This window comes from Bradyrhizobium sp. STM 3809, assembly GCF_000239795.1.
Lineage (GTDB): Bacteria > Pseudomonadota > Alphaproteobacteria > Rhizobiales > Xanthobacteraceae > Bradyrhizobium.
In genome coordinates this window covers 1-18,742 of record NZ_CAFJ01000157.1, presented here as the reverse complement: position 1 = coordinate 18,742, position 18,742 = coordinate 1, and the positions used below count along the sequence as shown (strand labels likewise).

Below are 18,742 nucleotides of genomic sequence, written 5' to 3'. Positions count from 1 at the left end.
GGGCGTGTCCCGGCCATGACCTGGGGGGACAGACGAGCCCAAATCTCAGATTGTCGAATGCGGAGCATGGCCGCCAGGATCAAGCTGGCGGGCGGCAAGTGCGCTTGCTCGGTTCCAACGACACCCGACAAGCACGACCTCAAACCGCAACCTTGTCACGACGCTTGGCGGACGGACGCGGTGCGAGCCTGCGCACCGGCTCGGCGACGAGAAAATGCTCGTTGACGACCAACCGTTCGCCGATCCTGCCGACTACTTCCGTAGCCGCAACCGGCCGCGTCGCTTTTTCGTCAGCCGTCTCAGGAACGAGCGGCGGCGCCTTGACGGGTCCTGGAAACACGGCGAACTCGCCCGCTACCTCCGCGAGCGGCTTCTGCTTGTCGGCCCAGTGGAGCGTCGTGTAGTCGAATCCGTTGACGATGGTCGGCTTGACGATCTCGAAGTAGGGCGAGATGTCGAAATCGCGCGGCATGTACAGCGATGAATCGCGAATGTGCAGGATCTCGCGCTTGGCGCGGCGCGACGGTGCCCGCGTGATCTTCGGCAAGATCGGATAACGCACCGCGTCGAACGCCTGCGCGATCAGCGCCGAGCAGATCATCTTGGTCGGATCGCCCGATCCCAGCGCGATCATGCGACGCCGCCAGCGCTGCGGGATCGGCATCGGGATCAGATAGCGCATCAGATCGACGATGTTCTTGGTGTCGTAGCCGAAGCCGATGCGATTGATGGCATAGCGGCAGACCGTGTGGCGGTCCTCGAAGGTCAGCCCGACCGGGCGGCACACGCGGGTGTGATAGGCGAAGTATTTCGACAGCGGCGCCGAGATCACGCCGTCGCCGACATAGGCCTCCACGAGCACATGCGGCTCGCCGTCCGGCTCGACGGCGCCGTCGATCGGACCGACATAGAGCGCGGCGTGCGACCAGGTCGACTGCGTGAGGTATTTGATGATGCCCGAGATGCGGCTGTTGCCTTCCACCAGCAGCACGTCGCCGGGCTGAATGTCCTTGCGCAGATAGTCGGGATCGCTCGGTGTGAACGGCTCATAGCCGGGTATCTCCTTCTGGAGATAGGCGGCAATCAGCTTGCCGATCTGGTCGAGCACGATACCCATGACGGTCCCCGGGCGACCTTGACCGGCCGCTTGCCTTTGTCCCTGCTTCCATGATGGTCGATTGCGGTTGCAATTTGGTTCATAGTCGAAGCGTTCCCTGCGTCCTCGCCTTTACCATTCCCGTTGCCGCGCTGCGGCGAATGCGGCAAATTCCTCGGGAATCGCATCCCGCAAAAGCTTTCGGAAACCATGTCATGAGCTTCACGCGCCGCGGCTTCCTCTCTGCGTCCGCGGTGCTGGCCGCTACGCCGATATTCGGCCGGGCTGCGGCCGCCGCTACTCCGCGCGAGGCTGACATTGTCGTGATCGGCGCGGGCGCGGCCGGCATCGCTGCCGCACGCCGTATCGTCGCAGCCAACCGCAAGGTGGTGCTGCTCGAGGCCTCGGGGCAGATCGGCGGCCGTTGCAGCACGGATCTCACCACGTTCGGGGTGCCGTTCGACCGCGGCGCGCGCTGGCTGTTGAACGCCGATAGCAATCCGATCGGCAAGCTCGCCCGCAGCGTTGGTCTCGACGTCGTCGCCGCGCCGGTGGGTCAAAAGATCCGCGTCGGCCGGCGCAATGCGCGGCCCGGCGAGACCGAGCAGTTCCTCGCCGGCCTGGTGCGTGCCAACCGCGCCATCGACGAGGCTTCGCGCGGCAAGCTCGACACGTCCTGCGCCGCGGCGTTGCCGAAGGATCTCGGCGACTGGACCAATACGACGGCCTTCGTGCTCGGCGCCAGCGCGACCGGCAAGGATCTCGCCGATCTCTCGGTCATGGACAAGGCGCGGGCCCAGGATCGCGGCGCGCCGCTGGCATGCCGCCAGGGGCTCGGCACGTTGGTCGCCAAGCTCGCCGACGGACTTCCCCTGTCGCTGTCGACCCCCGCCAGCCGTATCGTGTGGAGCAACCGCGACGTCGCAGTCGAGACCCCTGCCGGGCGCATCGCGACGCGCGCGGTCATTCTCACCGTCTCCACCAACGTCCTCACCTCAGGCGCGATCAAGTTCACTCCGGAGTTGCCGAAACGGCAGCTCGACGCGGCAGCCAAGCTCAGCCTGGGCAGCACCGATCACATCGCGCTGATGCTTGCCGGCAACCCGCTCGGCCTGTCGCGCGACGAGGTCATCGTCGAGCAGAGCACTTCGAACCGCACGGGCCTGTTGCTGGCCAATATCGGCGGCTCGTCGCTGTGCACGATCGACGTTGCCGGCTCATTCGGCCGAGAACTCTCGGCGCAAGGCGAGCCGGCGATGGCCGCCTTCGCCAAGGAATGGATCGCCAAGCTGTTCGGCAGCGAAGCTGCGGCCGCCGTGAAGTCGTCGGTCGCCACGCGCTGGAACCAGGTGCCGGGCGTGCTCGGCGGGATGTCGGCCGCCGCACCCGGAAGCCAGGGCGCTCGCAAGATCCTCGGCGAGCCGCTGGGTCCGTTGTTCGTCGCCGGTGAAGCCACGCACGAGACCCTGTGGGGCACCGTCGATGGCGCCTGGGAGTCCGGCGAGCGCGCCGCCGAGGCCGCGCTGCGCCGCATCGGCGCTCTCAAGGACGCCGAGCCGGAGCCGAGCGAGCGTCAGCGGCCCCGCCGTCGCAAGGTACGGTCGGCGTCACCGGAGGACTGACCGGCGGTGTCCGTAGGGGGCAAAGGCGATCCCGCGTCTTGATCACATCCGAGATCGCGGTGGCGCCGTGCCCACCAACGAACTGCTAACCTCGCGAATACACGGTGGGCACACTGCCGCCTTCCGGCGGATGCTTTGCCCACCCCACGACCTGTGAACTTGTAAGCTCACTCGCATGTTCAAAACGAGCGACAATGTCGGCGCATTCACGCGCATCGCGCTCGTCGCAAGAAAGCAAAAAGCGATGCGGTTCATGGTCGCTATGTTGGACTACACCGGCAGCTTCAGCTCCATCAGATCTTTCGCGACGACGATACGGCCCGTGTAGTTCTTCTTCACGTCCCGCGTCCAATCCTCGTCGGTGACCTCGGGATCATCGCCCGGTACGAAGTGGCTGAGCACGAGCACCTTCACGCCCGCGGCTGCCGCGATGCGGCCGACGTCCTCGGTGGTGGTGTGGCTCTCGAGCAGATGCTTTTTCAAGGTCGAGCCGTTCTTCGTCTTGATCACCAGACGATCGACCGCCGGCACGTAGAGACATTCGTGCACGAGAACGTCGGCGCCCTTCGCGAACTCGGCGAGCTTCGGATTATAGGCGGTGTCGCTGGAGAACACGATCGTGCCGTCCGGCGTCTCGAACTTATAGGCGAAATTGTCGGTGATCGGCGGATGCGGTGTGCGGAATGCGGTCACCGTCACGTCCGACGTCTTCACGACGACGCCATCGGCGTCGATATCCTTCGCGATCAGCAGCGGTCGCGGGTCAGGCCGGCCCTCGTCGTCGATGCGGGTGTCGACGTCGAACTTGTTGGTCTCCCAGAAGCTCCGCGTCATCGCTTCCAATCCCTTCGGTCCGAACGATTGGATCGGCGTCGACAGCCCAGCGGCCCAGGCATTGTAGAACAGGTTGCCATATTCCAGATTGTGATCGGAATGATGGTGGCTGATCAGAATGTATTTCACCGATGGGATCGGCACGCCCGCGCTGACCAATTGTCGGCTGACGCCCATGCCGCAATCGATCACGAATGGCGTGCCGTTGACGACGACGAGATTGGCGGGATTCGAGGCGCCCACGCCGACACGCGGGCCGCCCTTGGTGCCGAGGAAGACGATTCGGGTTCCGGTCTTGGCGCCTTGTGCGAACACCGATGGTGCGGCGATGGCTCCAGCCGTCCCCATTGCGAGCGACAGCATCGTGCGGCGATTGATCATGGCGTCCTCCATGGGTCTCGTTGCGGCGAGGCTAGCCGCGGCCGAGCACGCCGTCGAGAGCCGGGAGGCCGAAGATCACGGCGATGGCGATCAGGGCATAGCAGATGGTGCGGAACACGCGCTCGCTGGCGCGGCCGAACAGCGACGCGCCGAATGCAACGCCGAGCGCGTAGACCGGTCCGATCAGCAGCGAGAGCTTGAGCGAATCCCAGGTGATCAGGCGACTGGCGGCATAGCTGATCATCGCGAAACAGTCCGAGGCACCGAAGAACAGCACGATGTTGGCGCGTGCGATCTTCGACGGGAGCGGACGTCCCAGCCAGTAGCCCACGATCGGCGGTCCGCCGGTCTGCGCCACGCCGCTGCAGAAGCCGGAGACGGTGCCGACCGCGACCGACAACGCCGTGTAGTCCTTGCCGCGATAACGCCAGCCTGAGATCAGCAGTGCGAGCAGCGCGACCACGAAGCCCGTGATGATCCAGCGCACGGTGACGGGATCGAGACGCGTGAGGAAATAGGTCCCGAGCGGAACGCCGATCAGCGCGCCGGCGACGATCACGGCCGTCGCCTTGCGATCCGCCTCGCGCCAGGCACCGGGGACCGTCGGCGCCATCGACACGAAGTCGATGACGAGCAGCAGCGGCGCGACCAGGCGCGGCGTCGCGAAGCTGCTCGCCAGCGGCATGAAGATCAGCGCCGCGCCGAAGCCGGAGAAGCCGCGTGCGGTCGCCGCGATGAAGGCGACGATCGCCAAGGCTGTTGTCGCGAACAGGCTGAGATCGGCCGGGATGAGCTCCGTTCGGATGAGCTCTTGCAGGCTCATCCGCGCAACGCGCCGCCGGTCTTCTTGGCCACGTCGGCCGTGATCTTGGCCGCGACGGCGTCGATCTCCTCGTCGGTCATGGTCTTGTCGCGCGGCTGCAAGGTGACGGCGATCGCCACCGACTTCTTGCCCTCGTCGATGCCCTTGCCTTCATAGATGTCGAACACGGTGACGTCGGTGATCAGCTTCTTGTCGACGCCTTGTGCCGCCCTCACGATGTCGCCGGCCTTGACCTTGCGGTCGACGATGAAGGCGAAGTCGCGCGACACCGGCTGGAACGCCGAGAGCTCCAGCACCGGCTTGGCACGGGTCGGCTTCGCCTTCGCGGCCGGAATGCGATCGAGGATGACTTCGAAGGCGACCAGCGGACCGTCGGCCTTCAGCGCCTCCAGCGTGCGAGGATGCAGCTCGCCGAAATGCCCGAGCACGTTCTGCGGTCCCATCTGGATAGTGCCGGAGCGTCCCGGATGCATCCAGGCGGGGCCGCCGGCGACGATCTGCAGCGACGCCATCGGCGCGCCCGCCGCAGCCAGAACCGCGAGCGCATCGGCTTTCGCGTCATACGCGTTCGCCGGCTGCGATCCGGTCCAATGCCGGCCGAGACCCTTCGAGGACGCGATGCCGCGGCGGATGCCGCTGGCGGCCGCGAACTGATCCTCCGGACGGTCCCCCTTGAAGATCTGCCCGACCTCGAAGATCGCGGAATCGCCGAGACCGCGATCGGCGTTCGCTTGCACGGTCGCGATCAGTCCCGGCAACAGGCTTGGACGCATGTCGGAGAGATCGGACGCAATCGGATTCGCGAGCGCGAGCTCCGGCTTGCCGCCGCCGAACAGGTCGGCGGCGGGCTTGGAGATGAACGACCACGTCACGGCCTCGACCATGCCGCGCGCCGCCAGCGCGCGCTTGGCGCGGCGGGTGCGCAGCTGCAGCGGCGTCAGCACCGGCTTGCGCGGCGCGTCGCCGCGCTCGAACGGCGTCATCGGCACCTTGTCGACGCCGACCATGCGGACGATTTCCTCGACGAGATCGGCCTTGCCATGCACGTCGCTGCGCCATGAGGGCACCGCGACCTTCACCACCGGACCGCTGCCGGCCAGCGTGAAGCCGAGATGGGTCAGGATGTGCCGCATCTCCGCGAAAGACACCTCGATGCCGGCCAGACGCTTCACTTCGGTGATCGGGAAGTCGATGATGCGGTCATCCCCATAGGGGTTACCGACGACCACGTTCTCCGATGGCGTGCCGCCGCACAGCTCGAGCACGAGCTTCGTCGCCATCTCCAGGCCCGGCACCATGAAGGCCGGGTCGACGCCGCGCTCGAAGCGGTAGCGTGCGTCGGAGTTGATGCCGAGCTTGCGGCCGGTCTGGGCGATGTTGATCTCGTTCCACAGCGCCGATTCGATCAGCACGTCGGTGGTGCCTTCGTCGCAGCCGGAGGCCTCGCCGCCCATGATGCCGGCCAGCGATTCGACGCCGGCATCATCGGCGATGATGCACATCGAATGGTCGAGCGTGTAGGTGCGGCCATCGAGCGCCAGCAGGGTCTCGCCGTCGCGGGCGCGGCGGACGACCAGGTTGCCCTTGACCTTCTTGGCGTCGAACACGTGCAGCGGACGCGCGCGATCGAAGGTCATGTAGTTGGTGATGTCGACCAGTGCGTTGATCGGGCGCAGCCCGATCGAGGTCAGGCGCTGCTGCAGCCATTTCGGCGACGGGCCGTTCTTGACGCCACGCACCAGCCGCAGTGCGAAGCCGGGACACAGCTTGTCGTCCTCGACCGCGACCTTTACGGGACAGGGGAATTCGCCCTTGATCGGCTTGAGGCCCGGCTCTTTCAGCTTGCCCATGTCGGCGGCGGCGAGATCGCGCGCGATGCCGTGCACGCCGGTGCAGTCCTGGCGGTTCGGCGTCAGGTTGATCTCGAACAGGGGATCGCCGAGCCCGGCCCACTCCGCATAGGGCTTGCCGATCGGCGCATCCGCCGGCAGTTCCATGATGCCGTCGTGGTTCTCGGACAGCTCCAGCTCCGCCTCCGAGCACAGCATGCCGCGGCTCTCGACGCCACGGATGGTGCCGACCGAGAGCGTGATATTCTTGCCGGGAATGTAGGTGCCCGGCGGCGAGAATACGGAGACGAGCCCCGCGCGCGCATTCGGCGCGCCGCAGACGACCTGCACCGGCGCTCCACCGTCGCCGATGTCGACCATGCAGACGCGGAGGCGATCGGCGTTGGGATGCTGCTCGGCGGAGACGACGCGCGCGATTCGGTAGGGCGCGAGCAGCTTCGCCTTGTCCTCGAGATGCTCGACCTCGAGGCCGATCATCGTGAGCTTGTCGGCGAGCTTCTCTACCGGCTCATCGGTGTCGAGATGGTCCTTCAGCCAGGACAGCGTGAATTTCATGGCTCTTTCCGCGGATTCTGGTCCTTTTCCCTCCCCCGCTTGCGAGGGAAGGTCAGGGTGGGGGCTCTCGCCGCAATGGCAGCGGCAATGGTTTCAAGAACGCCGGCGCGATTGGCCAGCACGTCATCGGGAGCGATGCTCCCAACGCTCACGTGCTCAACCCTCCCGCCAAGGTCGGCACCTCCAGCGGCTTGAAGCCGTAATGCGACAGCCAGCGGACGTCGCCCTCGAACAGTTGGCGCAGATCGCTCATGCCGTATTTCAGCATCGCGATACGGTCGATGCCCATGCCCCAGGCGAAACCCTGGTACTCGTCGGGATCGATGCCGCAGGCGCGCAGTACGTTCGGATGCACCATGCCGCAGCCGAGAATCTCCAGCCAATCCTCGCCCTCGCCGAAGCGGATCTCGCCCTTGTCGCGGCGGCACTGGATGTCGACCTCGAGCGACGGCTCGGTGAACGGGAAGAACGACGGCCGGAATTTCATGTTGATGTGGTCGACCTCGAAGAACGCCTTGCAGAACTCGTGCAGGATCCATTTGAGGTGGCCGAGATGCGAGCCCTTGTCGATGACGAGGCCCTCGACCTGGTGGAATTGCGGCGTGTGGGTCGCGTCCGAATCGATGCGGTAGGTGCGGCCCGGGCAGATCACGCGGATCGGCGGCTTCTGGCTCAGCATCGTCCGCACCTGCACCGGCGAGGTGTGGGTCCGCAGCAGCATGCGCGAGCCGTCCTCCTTCGGATTGAAGAAGAAGGTGTCGTGCATCTCGCGTGCGGGGTGGCCTTCCGGGAAATTCAGCTTGGTGAAATTGTAGTCGTCGGTCTCGACATCGGGGCCTTCCGCGATCGAGAAGCCCATGTCGGCGAAGATCGTGGTCAGCTCGTCCATCACTTGGCTGAGCGGATGGATGCGGCCCGTATCGGCCGGCGTGTCCTGCAGCGGCAGGGTGACGTCGATGGTCTCGGCGGCGAGGCGCGCATCGAGCGCGGCGGCCTTGAGCACATCGCGGCGCGCCGCCAGCGCCTGCGTGACCTTGTCCTTGGCGAGGTTGATCGCCGCGCCCTGCGTCTTGCGCTCGTCCGGCGACATCTTGCCGAGCGTGGCGAGCAGCGCCGAGATCGATCCCTTCTTGCCGAGCGCGGCGACGCGCACCGCTTCCAGCGCGGCTTCATCGCCGGCGGCGGCGATCTGGTCGAGGATCGAGGTTTCCAGCGAGGCGAGGTCGGACACGGTCAAAATCTCCGCGGATAAAAGGCGGCTGGGTTGTCGCCGCGCCGGCGACAGCGGTCAAGCGAAAGCAGTGATGACCTCCAACAGCAAAAAGCGGCCGAGAGCGTCGGCCGCTTTTGGACGTCATCGCGATGCGGAGGCGATCAGGCGGCGAGCGCCGCCTTGGCCTTTTCAACGATCGCCTGGAACGCGGCGGGCTCGTTGATCGCGAGATCCGACAGCACCTTGCGGTCGACGGTGATGCCGGACTTGGACAGGCCGTCGATAAATCGGCTGTAGGTGAGCTCGAACGGACGCACGGCGGCGTTCAGGCGCTGGATCCAGAGCGCGCGGAAGGTGCGCTTCTTGCGCTTGCGATCGCGGAACGCATACTGGCCGGCCTTCTCGACGGCGGCCTTGGCGGCGCGGATCGTGTTCTTGCGGCGGCCGTAGAAACCCTTGGCGGCCTTGTAGACCTTCTTGTGCTTGGCGTGGGCGGTCACACCGCGTTTGACGCGAGACATGACGAAAATCCTTGTTCAAAGATGACGGTTGGGCCGCGGCTGACGCGACCGGGGTTCGGAAGCGAGAGGCCGGTCAGGCGTTCGGCAAGAAGTACTTCTTGACGTTGTCGCCGTCGGTCTTGAACAGCACGCGGGTGCCGCGCAGCTGACGGATCTGCTTCTTCGTCCGCTTGATCATGCCGTGGCGCTTGCCGCGCTGGGCATGGACCACCTTGCCGGTGGCCGTCACCTTGAAGCGCTTTTTGGCGCCGGATTTGGTCTTCAGCTTGGGCATTTGGCTCTCCTTCATGCCAACGGCAAGCCGCCCGCGAGAGCGGCGCCATCCGGCGAAAATGCTCGTTAGAGCGTTGGTTGTGCTCAGGCTTCGGACCCAAACCCAGGTCCACCCGCACAGGACATCGCCACGGCAGCCCTTGATCAGCCGGGCGACGAAGGTCGCGCTTATGCCAGAGACATCCCACATTGGCAAGACCGGCCCGGCCATCGACAGGGACCGAGATGTCTCTGCGAGAGCTGCCGTCAGCCCTCACGGATCGTCAACCAAGTCCGCGGGATGCCGACGGGCCGGCTTCCCACACTTCAATTCAAGCTTTACCCGACGACTCTAGGATTGCGCACAATCCATGCGCGAATATTGACGGGTTGCACGGTCCGAGCAGAATGAGCAGCGCCATCTTACCTCCCGAAGCCTCGACGGACCCGTCAGCATCGACCTCTGCGGGTCGGGGATCGCCGGAGAACGACGTCCGGGCTGGCACCTCGCCCCGGCGCCTGCGGTTGGGCGCGGTCGCCCGCGCGACGCCGTTGTCGATCGTCAGCACGCTCATCAATACGACGGTCGTCCTGGCCTCGTTCCGCGGCGTCGTCCAGTGGAACCAGCTGCTGCTGTGGTCGTGCTTGTCCTATGCGCTCGGCATCATGCTGCTTTACCAATGGTTTGCGCAGCAGCGGCGGACCCGGAACGCGAGCGGGCCGAGGCCGCCCAGGAAACCAAGATCCGCGCGCAAGAACATCACCATGGCGGCGATCATGGCCGCGCCTTGGGGGATCCTGGGCTTCTGGCTGTTTGGGCAGCTCCCCTCCGAACAAGAGACGGTGCTGATCGCGGCATCGGTCGGCATGTCGGCCGGCGGCAGCGTGCTGCTGTCGTCTGTTTACCCGGCCGCCATCACCTACGTGACGGTGATCATGGGACCTGTGATCGTCAGATGTTTCATGTTGCCCGGAAGCAGCTACACGATGCTCGGCTTCATGGCGCTGAGCTACGTCTTCTTTCTGATCACCACGACCAGCACCTACGCAAAGCTCTTCGCGGAACGGGGCGAGGCGCTCGATCGACTGGGGAAGAGCCTGGCCGATGCGGAGGCGGCGAGCCGGGCCAAGTCGGATTTTCTGGCGATGATGAGCCACGAGATCCGGACGCCCTTGGCCGGCATGATGGGGATGATCGACCTGCTGGTCGGGACGGAGTTGAACGAAGAGCAGTGCGGGCTGGCGCACGTCGCCCACGAATCGGCGCGCAATCTGCTGACCGTCGTCAACAACATCCTGGATTTCTCCAAGCTGGAGGCCGGGCAGTTCGAGCCGGAGTCGATCCCGTTCAGCGTGCGGCATTCGGTCGATGCCGTCAGGTTGCTGCTGGCGCCGAAGGCGCGGAGCAAGGGACTGCAATTCGAGACCAGCATCAGCAGCGAGATCCCGGACCAACTGGCCGGCGATCCCAGCCGGCTCGGTCAGATCCTGCTCAACCTGGTCGGCAATTCGATCAAATTCACCGAGACCGGTTCGATCAGCATCGCGGCCTTTCCGGTCGCGTCGTCGCCGGAGTTCATCCAGCTGCGGTTCGAGGTGACGGACACCGGAACGGGCATCCCCGCCGAGGTGCAGAAGGGCTTGTTCAATGCCTTCGTGCAGGCGGACTCCTCGATCTCCCGCAAATATGGCGGCAGCGGGCTTGGCCTCGCCATCTGCAAGCGGCTGTGCCAGGCGATGGGCGGCGATATCGGGGTCGAAAGCGAGCCGGGGCGCGGCAGCACATTCTGGTTCACGATGAGGTGCCGCCCCTGCGACACGCCGGTGAAGGTGCCATCGCCGCCGCTGGTGCCGGCCATCCCGCGCGGGCCGGTCGACCTGAAAATCCTGGTGGCCGAGGACAACGACATCATCCGGTCGCTGGTGTCCAAGCTGCTGGCCCGCAACGGCTATCAGGCGGATCTCGTCTGCAACGGCCGGGAGGCGGTCGAAGCGGTGCAGCGCAAGGCTTACGATCTCATCCTGATGGACATGCAGATGCCCGAGATGGACGGCATCTCGGCCAGCCGGCTGATCCGAGCCCTCGATGGACCGATCCGCAACGTGCCGATCATCGCCTTGACCGCAAACGCGCTGGCGGGACAGCGCGAGATCTGCCTCGCCGCGGGCATGAACGATTTCGTCACCAAGCCGATCCGCCCGGAGGCGCTGCAATCGGCGATCGCCCGGTACCGCCCTGCGGCGTTGGGGGCAGCCAGCGAGCCGGCGGTCTCCGAGCCCTGATCCGGACCACCTCGAAGCGGGCCGGCGGCGTCCTGGGAACGCCATCGGTCGGGCGGGCAGGAAAAAGCCCGCCAATCGCATGGCGGGCCCGGTTTGGCATGCTGGTATCCCGCTGCTAGCGCGGAGCCAGAACCATGACGACCTGACGTCCCTCGAACTTGGCGTCCTGCTCGACCTTGGCGAACGCCGCGACGTCGGACTTGACCTTGTCGAGCAGCTTGGTGCCGATCTCCTGGTGCGCCATTTCGCGGCCGCGGTAGCGCAGCGTGATCTTGACCTTGTCGCCCTCTTCGAAGAAGCGCTGCATCGCCCGCATCTTCACGTCGTAGTCGTGATCATCGATCATCGGACGGAGCTTGATCTCCTTGATCTCGACGACCTTCTGCTTCTTGCGGGCCTCGGCGGCCTTCTTCTGCGCCGAATATTTGTACTTCCCGTAGTCCATGATCTTGCAGACGGGAGGCGAGTTGTTCGGCGAAATCTCGACCAGATCCATGCCGGCTTCGGCCGCCATCTTGATGGCGACAACGGTCTCGACGACACCGCGGTTGGTGCCTTCGGCGTCGATCAGCTGGATCTGCGCATTGCGAATCTCATCATTGGTACGCGGCCCGTCTTTGACGGCAGCGGGCGGGGCTCGATTGGGGCGGCGAATGGGTAGTTCTCCAAGGTTGTGGAAGAAGGCGGCTAGTTTGAAGGAAGATGCCTTTGCGGGCAAGGTCGCGCGTGCCCGGTGCGTCGAAATTCCGCCCGGCCTTCGCGGCACTTGCGTCGCACGCGCACTGAGCGTGACGGCGTCATCCCCCAAAGGAGACCAACTGACCAGGACGGGCACTCAAAGGCGCGGGCCTGACCTTGCGGTTCCGCCCGCGGACATAGAGTGCGCGCCTCGCTTTCGCAAGCCGCACGGCCTGCCAATCGACCCGATTGACGGAAACGGCCCCTTCGCCCACACAACGTCCGCCACCGGGTAACGATCCATGAACCAAGCTGCCAAATCGACCGATCTCCCCACCTTCATCGCCGTCGGCTCCGGCGATCAGTCGCGCCAGATCGCGGTGCGGGCGCGCCCCGGCAGTCCGCCTGGCCTGTTCTGGCTCGGCGGCTTCAATTCCGACATGAAGGGCACCAAGGCGCTGGCGCTCGACGCCTGGGCGGCCGAGCGCGGCCGCGCCTGCGTCCGCTTCGACTATTCGGGACACGGCGAATCCGGCGGGCGCTTCGTCGACGGCACCATCGGCCGCTGGCTCGAGGAGAGCGTCGCGGTGTTCCGCCAGGTCTGCCGCGGGCCGCAGGTGGTGATCGGCTCCTCGATGGGCGGCTGGATGGCGCTCCTGCTGGCCCGCGAGCTGCTGAAGCAGCCCGGCGAGGCGACGCTCGCCGGCATGGTCCTGATCGCGCCGGCGCCCGATTTCACCGAGGAGCTGATGTGGAAGGGGTTTTCCGCGGAGATCCGCCGCGAGATCGAGACCAGCGGCGTCTGGATGCGTCCGTCCGAGTATGGCGACCCCTATCCGATCACCCGGGCGCTGATCGAGGACGGGCGCAATCATCTGCTGCTCGGCAGCGCCATCAATGTCGGCTGTCCGGTTCGCATCCTGCAGGGCGCGCAGGATCCCGACGTGCCGTGGCAGCATGCCTTCGCGCTGGCGCACCGGCTCCCGGCGGAGGACGTCGTGCTGACCATGATCCAGGACGGCGACCACCGGCTGTCCCGCCCGCAGGACATCGCGCGCATGCTGGCCGCCGTCGGCGAGATGGGCTGAGACGGCCGGCATCAGCATCGGTGTTGCCACTCCGCGCGGACGCTGTCGTCGGTTTCTGACTTCAGAGCGACATCTGCACGCTGCGCGAAGCCATCCGCGTCGAGCAGTTGCGCCAGCGCCCAGGCGGCGGAGCCGCGCACGAGCGGGTTCGGATCTGCCGTGAGCCGCTCCGCTGCCGGCACCAGTGCGGAATTCCCCGAGTTGCCGATCGCAATCAGGACGTTGCGCAGGAAGCGGTCGCGGCCGATACGCTTGATCGGCGACTTCGTGAACAGCGCGCGAAACGCGGCGTCGTCGAGCGCCGCCAGCTCGTCGAGAGTCGGGGCGCGCAGCGCGTCGCGCGCCGCGAGCTTTGCCTCGCGCCCCGCCTGCGCGAACTTGTTCCACGGGCAGGCTGCGAGGCAGTCGTCGCAGCCGTAGATGCGGTTGCCCATCGCCTTGCGGAATGCGCGCGGGATCGGCCCCTTGTTCTCGATGGTCAGATACGAGATGCAGCGTCGCGCATCGAGGCTATAGGGCGCCGGGAAGGCCGCCGTCGGGCAGCTGTCGAGACAGGCCCGGCACGAACCGCAATGATCGCGCTCCGGAGTATCCGGGGGCAGCTCGAGCGTGGTGTAGATGGCGCCGAGGAACAGCCACGAGCCGAAGCCGCGCGAGACCAAATTGGTGTGCTTGCCCTGCCAGCCGAGGCCGGCCGCCTCCGCCAGCGGCTTCTCCATCACGGCCGCGGTGTCGACGAACACCTTCACGTCGCAGCCGGCCTGCGCGACCAGCCAGCGCGCCAGCGTCTTGAGGTTCTTCTTGATGACGTCGTGATAGTCGTCGCCGCGCGCGTAGACCGAGATCGCGGCGCGGCTGCCTTGGTCGAGGATCGTCCGCGGATCCTCGTCGGGGCCGTAATTGACGCCGAGCATGATGACGCTGCGCACCTCGCTCCAGAGCGTCTTCGGATCGGTGCGTCTGGAGGGCTCGCGGGCGAGCCAGTCCATGTCGCCGTGCTGGCCCTTGGCGATGAAGCGCGCGAACGCGGCGGCGCGCTCGGGGCTCACCACCGGCGCGGTGATGCCGAGACAATCGAAGCCGAGCCGGTGCGCCTCGGCTGCCAGGGCCGCCTTCAGGGCGTCTGGCGCGGCACCGCTCAGAAGTCGAGGTCCACGTAGGTGCGCGACGCCGGCACGCCGGCCAGCCAGTCGGAGAGCAGCGGCCGGAACGACGGCCGCGACTTCACCCGCGCGTACCACGCCTTCGCGGCGTCGTCCTCGATCCACGGCACGTCGCCGAGATAGTCGATCGCGGAGAGATGCGCGGCGGCGGCAAGGTCGGCATAGGTCAGGCGGTCGCCGGCGAGGAAATTGCGCCGCTGCGCCAGCCAGCCGATATAGGCGAGGTGATAGCGCACATTGGTCTTGGCGGCGCGAATCACGTCGGTCGAGGGCGGTCCGCCGCCATCCTCCTCGCTCATGAAGCGCTTGTAGATGCGCTCGGTGACCAGCAGGTTCGAGGCCTCCTCGAAAAACTTGGTGTTGAACCAGTCCATCAGCCGGCGCACCTCGACGCGCTCGGCCGGCGTTGCCGGCATCAGCCGGCGGTCGCCCGCCTCGACCCCGCAGGTCTCGTCGAGGAATTCCGCGATCACGCCGACGCCCGGCACGGCCGGCATGCCGTCGGCCGACAGCACCGGCGTCGTGCCCGCGGGATTGAGCACGAGGAACGGCTCGCGCCGCTCCCAGGCACGTTCCTCCACCAAGCGCAGATCGAGCCCGTATTCGCCGAGCACCAGCCGGACGAAGCGTGAATGCGGGCAGAAGGGATGGTGGTAGAGCGTGTACATGGAGCCTTTCGACGATTCCGCGGGCGGCTTGCGCCTGGCGAACGATCAGCCACCGGCTTGCGCCGATGGATCGTCCCGATACCGGCGCAGGGCGGCCGCCGCGATTCGGACCATTAGCGCATGGTCGGCGAAAGTGTAAGCAGTAGGGCAACGGGCCGGCATGCGGGAAACGAGGTCGGGGGAACAATGATTGGCGCGCCGGATCCGCAGACCGGCGGCGCCGCGCCCTGATTCGTGGATGTGGTAAGCGGAAGGTTCATTCATCCGATGTTGCCGCCCCCCGCGCTTTTTGCAATTGCGGGCGGCAGCCGAATAGGCGAGAAGGGCCGCGTTTTGCCGGCAATCCTGGATCCGATCATGATGTCAGATACGCTGCGGGCGGTGCTTCTCGGCATCGTCGAGGGCGTCACCGAATTCCTCCCGGTCTCCTCGACCGGGCATCTGCTGCTGGCCGAGCGCTTCTTCGGGCTCGGCGAGGACGGCTTCTGGAAGAGCTTTGCGATCCTGATCCAGCTCGGCGCCATCCTCGCGATCGTCGCGCTGTATTTCTTCAAGCTGTCGCGCGTCGCCATCGGCGCCCTCACCAATCCCGACGACCGCCGCTTCATCATCGGCGTGCTGATCGCCTTCCTGCCCGCCGTGATCATCGGCCTGATCGCCGGCAAATACATCAAGGCGCTGCTGTTCGATCCCTGGGTCGTGTGCTTCTCCCTCATCGTCGGCGGCGCCATCCTGCTGTGGGTCGACCAGATCGACCTCAAGCCGCGGGAGCACGATGCCACGCGCTATCCGCTGATGATGTATCTGTGGATCGGCGTCGCGCAGTGCCTCGCCATGATCCCCGGCGTGTCGCGCTCCGGCTCGACCATCGTGGCGGCGATGCTGCTCGGCGGCGACAAGCGCTCGGCGGCGGAGTTCTCCTTCTTCCTGGCGATCCCGACCATGGTCGGCGCCTTCGTCTACGACTTCTACAAGAGCCGCGCCGAGATGACGTCCGACCATCTCGGCCTCATCGCGATCGGCTTCGTCGTCTCCTTCATCACCGCGATGATCGTGGTGAAGGCCTTTCTCGGCTACGTCACCCGCCACGGCTTCGTGATGTTCGCCTGGTGGCGCGTCATCGTCGGCACGCTCGGCCTGATCGCGCTGGCGCTGGGGAAGTAGTTATCGCGTAGGGTGGGCAAAGGCGCGCAGCGCCGTGCCCACCGTTCTCACCGGATACGCTGAAGCAAGTTGGTGGGCACGCTTCGCTTTGCCCACCCTACGGTCCCCTCACGCATTCTTGCGCTGAAACTGGCCGGCCGGGCGGAAGCGCCAGAGATATTGCGGGCCGATGGCCTCGAGCGAATCCGGCGTGATGCCGAGGCCCTGCAGGGTCAGGCCGGCGGCCTTCGCGGCCTCCGACACCACGTTGTCGTGGCGCAGGAGCTCGACCTGGTCCGGCGTCAGCTTCAGCGGCCCCGGCGCGAACTGCAGGAAGTTGGCCTGGAATTTCGCCAGCCCGAACGGCAGCGGCAGCAGGGCGCGGTCGCGGTCGATGATGTCGAGGATGATCTTCAGGATCTCGCGGAAGCTCAGCACCTCGGGCCCGCCGAGCTCGTAGGTCGCGCCGGCCTGCGCCTTGCCGTCGACGGCATCGGCGACCGCGGTGGCGACGTCGCCGACATAGACCGGCTGCATCTTCGTTTCGCCGCCGCCGACCAGCGGCAGGAACGGCGCGATGCGGGCGAGCCCCGCGAAGCGGTTGGTGAACTGGTCCTCGGGGCCGAACACCACCGACGGCCGCATGATCACGGCCTCGGGCACCGCGGCCAGCGATGCGGCTTCGCCGGCCGCCTTGGCGCGGGCGTAGCTCGACGCTGAATCCGCATCGGCGCCGATCGCCGAGACGTGCACCAGCCGCGCGCCCGCGGCCGCCGCGGCCTTGGCGACGGTGGCAGCGCCCTCGGCCTGCACGGCGTCGAAGGTCTGCGCGCCGCTCTCGGTCAGGATGCCCACCAGGTTGATCGCGACATGGCTGTCGCGCAGCGCGGCGGCGACCGACTCGGGATAGCGCAGATTGGCCTGCACGGTGTGGATCTGGCCGACCCGGCCGAGCGGCTGCAGGTGGCCGGCCAGCTCCGGGCGGCGCACGGCGACGCGGATGCGATAGTCGCGCTTGGCCAGCGCCCGGACCACGTTGCGGCCGACGAAGCCGGAGCCGCCGAACACGGTGACGAGGGTGTCCAGATTCGATGCCATTGGGATCATTCCTGGGATAGAAGGGCGGTCGATCCGCCCCGGAGGAGAGGGCTGTCAGCGGCGATTCGCATCCCGCGGCCCGCCATCTTGCGCCGCTGTATAGCCCATCGTCCGCACTGCGGAAAAGTGGGCCGTGTTTTTGCGCAATGGGTGAGAAAAATTGTCATCTTGGGCCTTCAGCGGTTTGACAAGCCGCCGTTCGATCCGTACACACCGCCTCCACATGCCCAGGTGGCGGAATTGGTAGACGCGCTGGCTTCAGGTGCCAGTGGCTTAACGGCCGTGAAGGTTCGAGTCCTTTCCTGGGCACCACGCTTCGCTCTTCGAGCTTCGCGTGGCGCCGCCGAGCGGGTTGATGGGTCAGTCGGCTGCTCGGGCCTGGAAGCAACCAGATTCTTCTCTGCTCCGAAAAGCCAATATCGTCTTAGTCTTCAGGGAAGAGAAGCTTCTCGTAATCGCGCGCGCCGTGCAGGATGTGAATGATTTCGATGGTATCGTCGCGCAACCGATAGAAAATCAAGAACTGTCCGAACGGCCGGCGGCGAATGCCCCGATCCTCGTACCGAGGCACCAGCGGATAGCCTCGCGGGGCATCAATCAGGGTGTCACACTTATCTCGTAGCTGCCGTAGCAGTTTCAGGGCGCTTGCGGGACTTTGAGCCTCAACATACTCAACGATCTGCTCCAGATCTGCCTCGGCTTCAGCCGTGAGAATGACGGTCACGGCGTGCTCGTAGCTCTGGCAATCAGCTTCGCTTCAAGCCTATCGAAAACCTCCGCGCTCGGCCTCGTCCGCCCCGCATCTGCGTCGTCCAGCCCACGGGCGATCGAGGCATCGAGAGTCGCGAGCCTTTGTTCTCGCTCCTGAAGAAGCCGCACCCCCTCCCGCAGAATATCGTCCTTCGATCGATATCGACCGGACGCCACGAGCTCGGCCACGAACTCCTCAAGCGCGTCTCCTAGATCGGCACTGATCGCCATGGGTCTCTCCTGGTCTAGCCTATAGTTATTGTTCGGGGCTTCGAATTCAATCGGATCTTGGCACCGCACGGCGATCGCTGGTTCTGGTCCATCGAAATCGCTCGAAACTTCCGCCATGAGCCTATCAAACTAGCTGCGACGTCTCGGGGGAAAATGGCCCTCATCCTCGCGACGCATCCCGCGCCCGAGCTGTGCCGATGGCCTCGCCCTCGATCAACAGAGGGCGCAGGGAGAGCCGGGTGCCGGTCGCACCCATGGCCCGCCAGCGGAAGAAAATGCTGGCGGCAGGAACCACAGGTACGCGCCGGATCATCCGGCCCTCCCTGCGCGATCGGTTTTAACGGCTGCTTCGCGTTCTCCCTGGTGCGCCGGGCTTGCTGGCCACCATCCCCAAGCGAAGCGTGAGCCTCGACATGAGTTGACATCAGCATCGGGATGTCAGGACCGCGCGACTTGACCGTGCGTGCCTCGCCGTTCGTCCGCGCGATTAGCT

At 66.0% G+C, this 18,742-nt stretch carries 17 protein-coding genes and 1 tRNA gene; 5 read left to right on the top strand and 13 right to left on the bottom strand.

Annotated features, from left to right (window positions below; genetic code table 11):
* Positions 1-139 precede the first annotated feature (139 nt).
* The gene (locus tag BRAS3809_RS08200) at positions 140-1,117 is read right to left on the bottom strand and encodes a YiiX/YebB-like N1pC/P60 family cysteine hydrolase (protein WP_008961620.1); all 978 of its coding nucleotides are present in this window, start codon (positions 1,115-1,117) and stop codon (positions 140-142) included.
* A gap of 194 nt (positions 1,118-1,311) precedes the next feature.
* Between BRAS3809_RS08200 and BRAS3809_RS08195 the strand changes: the two genes are divergently transcribed.
* Positions 1,312-2,718, top strand: coding sequence for a flavin monoamine oxidase family protein (locus tag BRAS3809_RS08195; protein WP_008961619.1), 1,407 nt, complete (start codon positions 1,312-1,314; stop codon positions 2,716-2,718).
* A gap of 270 nt (positions 2,719-2,988) precedes the next feature.
* On the opposite strand, the gene BRAS3809_RS08190 is transcribed toward BRAS3809_RS08195, so the two are convergent.
* From BRAS3809_RS08190 to rpmI, 6 genes are all read right to left on the bottom strand, one after another.
* The gene (locus tag BRAS3809_RS08190) at positions 2,989-3,933 is read right to left on the bottom strand and encodes an MBL fold metallo-hydrolase (RefSeq protein ID WP_008961618.1); all 945 of its coding nucleotides are present in this window, start codon (positions 3,931-3,933) and stop codon (positions 2,989-2,991) included.
* Positions 3,934-3,964: 31 nt separating this feature from the next.
* Positions 3,965-4,756: a sulfite exporter TauE/SafE family protein gene (locus BRAS3809_RS08185; protein ID WP_008961617.1), complete on the bottom strand. Its 792-nt coding sequence runs from the start codon at positions 4,754-4,756 to the stop codon at positions 3,965-3,967.
* Positions 4,753-7,161 (bottom strand): phenylalanine--tRNA ligase subunit beta, encoded by a 2,409-nt coding sequence (gene pheT, locus BRAS3809_RS08180; RefSeq protein ID WP_008961616.1) that lies wholly within the window; start codon positions 7,159-7,161, stop codon positions 4,753-4,755. Before pheT ends, BRAS3809_RS08185 begins: the two co-directional genes overlap by 4 nt.
* 148 nt (positions 7,162-7,309) lie before the next feature.
* Positions 7,310-8,392: a phenylalanine--tRNA ligase subunit alpha gene (gene pheS, locus BRAS3809_RS08175; RefSeq protein ID WP_008961615.1), complete on the bottom strand. Its 1,083-nt coding sequence runs from the start codon at positions 8,390-8,392 to the stop codon at positions 7,310-7,312.
* Between the two features lie 143 nt (positions 8,393-8,535).
* Positions 8,536-8,895 carry a 50S ribosomal protein L20 gene (gene rplT / locus BRAS3809_RS08170; RefSeq protein WP_008961614.1) on the bottom strand — a complete coding sequence of 120 codons (360 nt, stop codon included), beginning with the start codon at positions 8,893-8,895 and terminating at the stop codon, positions 8,536-8,538.
* Between the two features lie 73 nt (positions 8,896-8,968).
* Complete coding sequence (gene rpmI / locus BRAS3809_RS08165; RefSeq protein ID WP_008961613.1) at positions 8,969-9,169, bottom strand: 50S ribosomal protein L35; 201 nt, start codon at positions 9,167-9,169, stop codon at positions 8,969-8,971.
* 530 nt (positions 9,170-9,699) lie between these two features.
* On the opposite strand from rpmI, the gene BRAS3809_RS08160 reads away from it, so the two are divergent.
* Positions 9,700-11,430: an ATP-binding protein gene (locus BRAS3809_RS08160; RefSeq protein WP_240535624.1), complete on the top strand. Its 1,731-nt coding sequence runs from the start codon at positions 9,700-9,702 to the stop codon at positions 11,428-11,430.
* A 115-nt stretch (positions 11,431-11,545) separates the two neighbouring features.
* On the opposite strand, the gene infC is transcribed toward BRAS3809_RS08160, so the two are convergent.
* A complete protein-coding gene (gene infC, locus BRAS3809_RS08155; RefSeq protein WP_085963464.1) occupies positions 11,546-12,085 on the bottom strand; it encodes a translation initiation factor IF-3 in 540 nt (179 codons plus the stop codon).
* A gap of 325 nt (positions 12,086-12,410) precedes the next feature.
* Here infC and BRAS3809_RS08150 point away from each other — a divergent pair, with 325 nt between their 5' ends.
* Complete coding sequence (locus BRAS3809_RS08150; RefSeq protein WP_008961609.1) at positions 12,411-13,196, top strand: alpha/beta hydrolase; 786 nt, start codon at positions 12,411-12,413, stop codon at positions 13,194-13,196.
* 11 nt (positions 13,197-13,207) lie between these two features.
* On the opposite strand, the gene queG is transcribed toward BRAS3809_RS08150, so the two are convergent.
* Positions 13,208-14,386 (bottom strand): tRNA epoxyqueuosine(34) reductase QueG, encoded by a 1,179-nt coding sequence (gene queG, locus BRAS3809_RS08145; RefSeq protein WP_083839067.1) that lies wholly within the window; start codon positions 14,384-14,386, stop codon positions 13,208-13,210.
* Positions 14,335-15,027, bottom strand: coding sequence for a glutathione S-transferase family protein (locus tag BRAS3809_RS08140; RefSeq protein ID WP_008961607.1), 693 nt, complete (start codon positions 15,025-15,027; stop codon positions 14,335-14,337). The genes queG and BRAS3809_RS08140 overlap by 52 nt, the downstream gene beginning before the upstream one ends.
* Before the next feature lie 357 nt (positions 15,028-15,384).
* Between BRAS3809_RS08140 and BRAS3809_RS08135 the strand changes: the two genes are divergently transcribed.
* Positions 15,385-16,191, top strand: coding sequence for an undecaprenyl-diphosphate phosphatase (locus BRAS3809_RS08135; RefSeq protein WP_008961606.1), 807 nt, complete (start codon positions 15,385-15,387; stop codon positions 16,189-16,191).
* A gap of 108 nt (positions 16,192-16,299) precedes the next feature.
* Here BRAS3809_RS08135 and BRAS3809_RS08130 read toward each other — a convergent pair whose 3' ends face one another.
* The gene (locus BRAS3809_RS08130) at positions 16,300-17,268 is read right to left on the bottom strand and encodes a complex I NDUFA9 subunit family protein (protein WP_008961605.1); all 969 of its coding nucleotides are present in this window, start codon (positions 17,266-17,268) and stop codon (positions 16,300-16,302) included.
* A 225-nt stretch (positions 17,269-17,493) separates the two neighbouring features.
* Here BRAS3809_RS08130 and BRAS3809_RS08125 point away from each other — a divergent pair.
* Positions 17,494-17,580, top strand: a tRNA-Leu gene (locus BRAS3809_RS08125).
* 112 nt (positions 17,581-17,692) lie between these two features.
* Here BRAS3809_RS08125 and BRAS3809_RS08120 read toward each other — a convergent pair.
* Complete coding sequence (locus tag BRAS3809_RS08120; protein WP_008961604.1) at positions 17,693-17,992, bottom strand: type II toxin-antitoxin system RelE/ParE family toxin; 300 nt, start codon at positions 17,990-17,992, stop codon at positions 17,693-17,695.
* Positions 17,989-18,249 (bottom strand): type II toxin-antitoxin system ParD family antitoxin, encoded by a 261-nt coding sequence (locus BRAS3809_RS08115; protein WP_008961603.1) that lies wholly within the window; start codon positions 18,247-18,249, stop codon positions 17,989-17,991. Before BRAS3809_RS08115 ends, BRAS3809_RS08120 begins: the two co-directional genes overlap by 4 nt.
* Positions 18,250-18,742 lie beyond the last annotated feature (493 nt).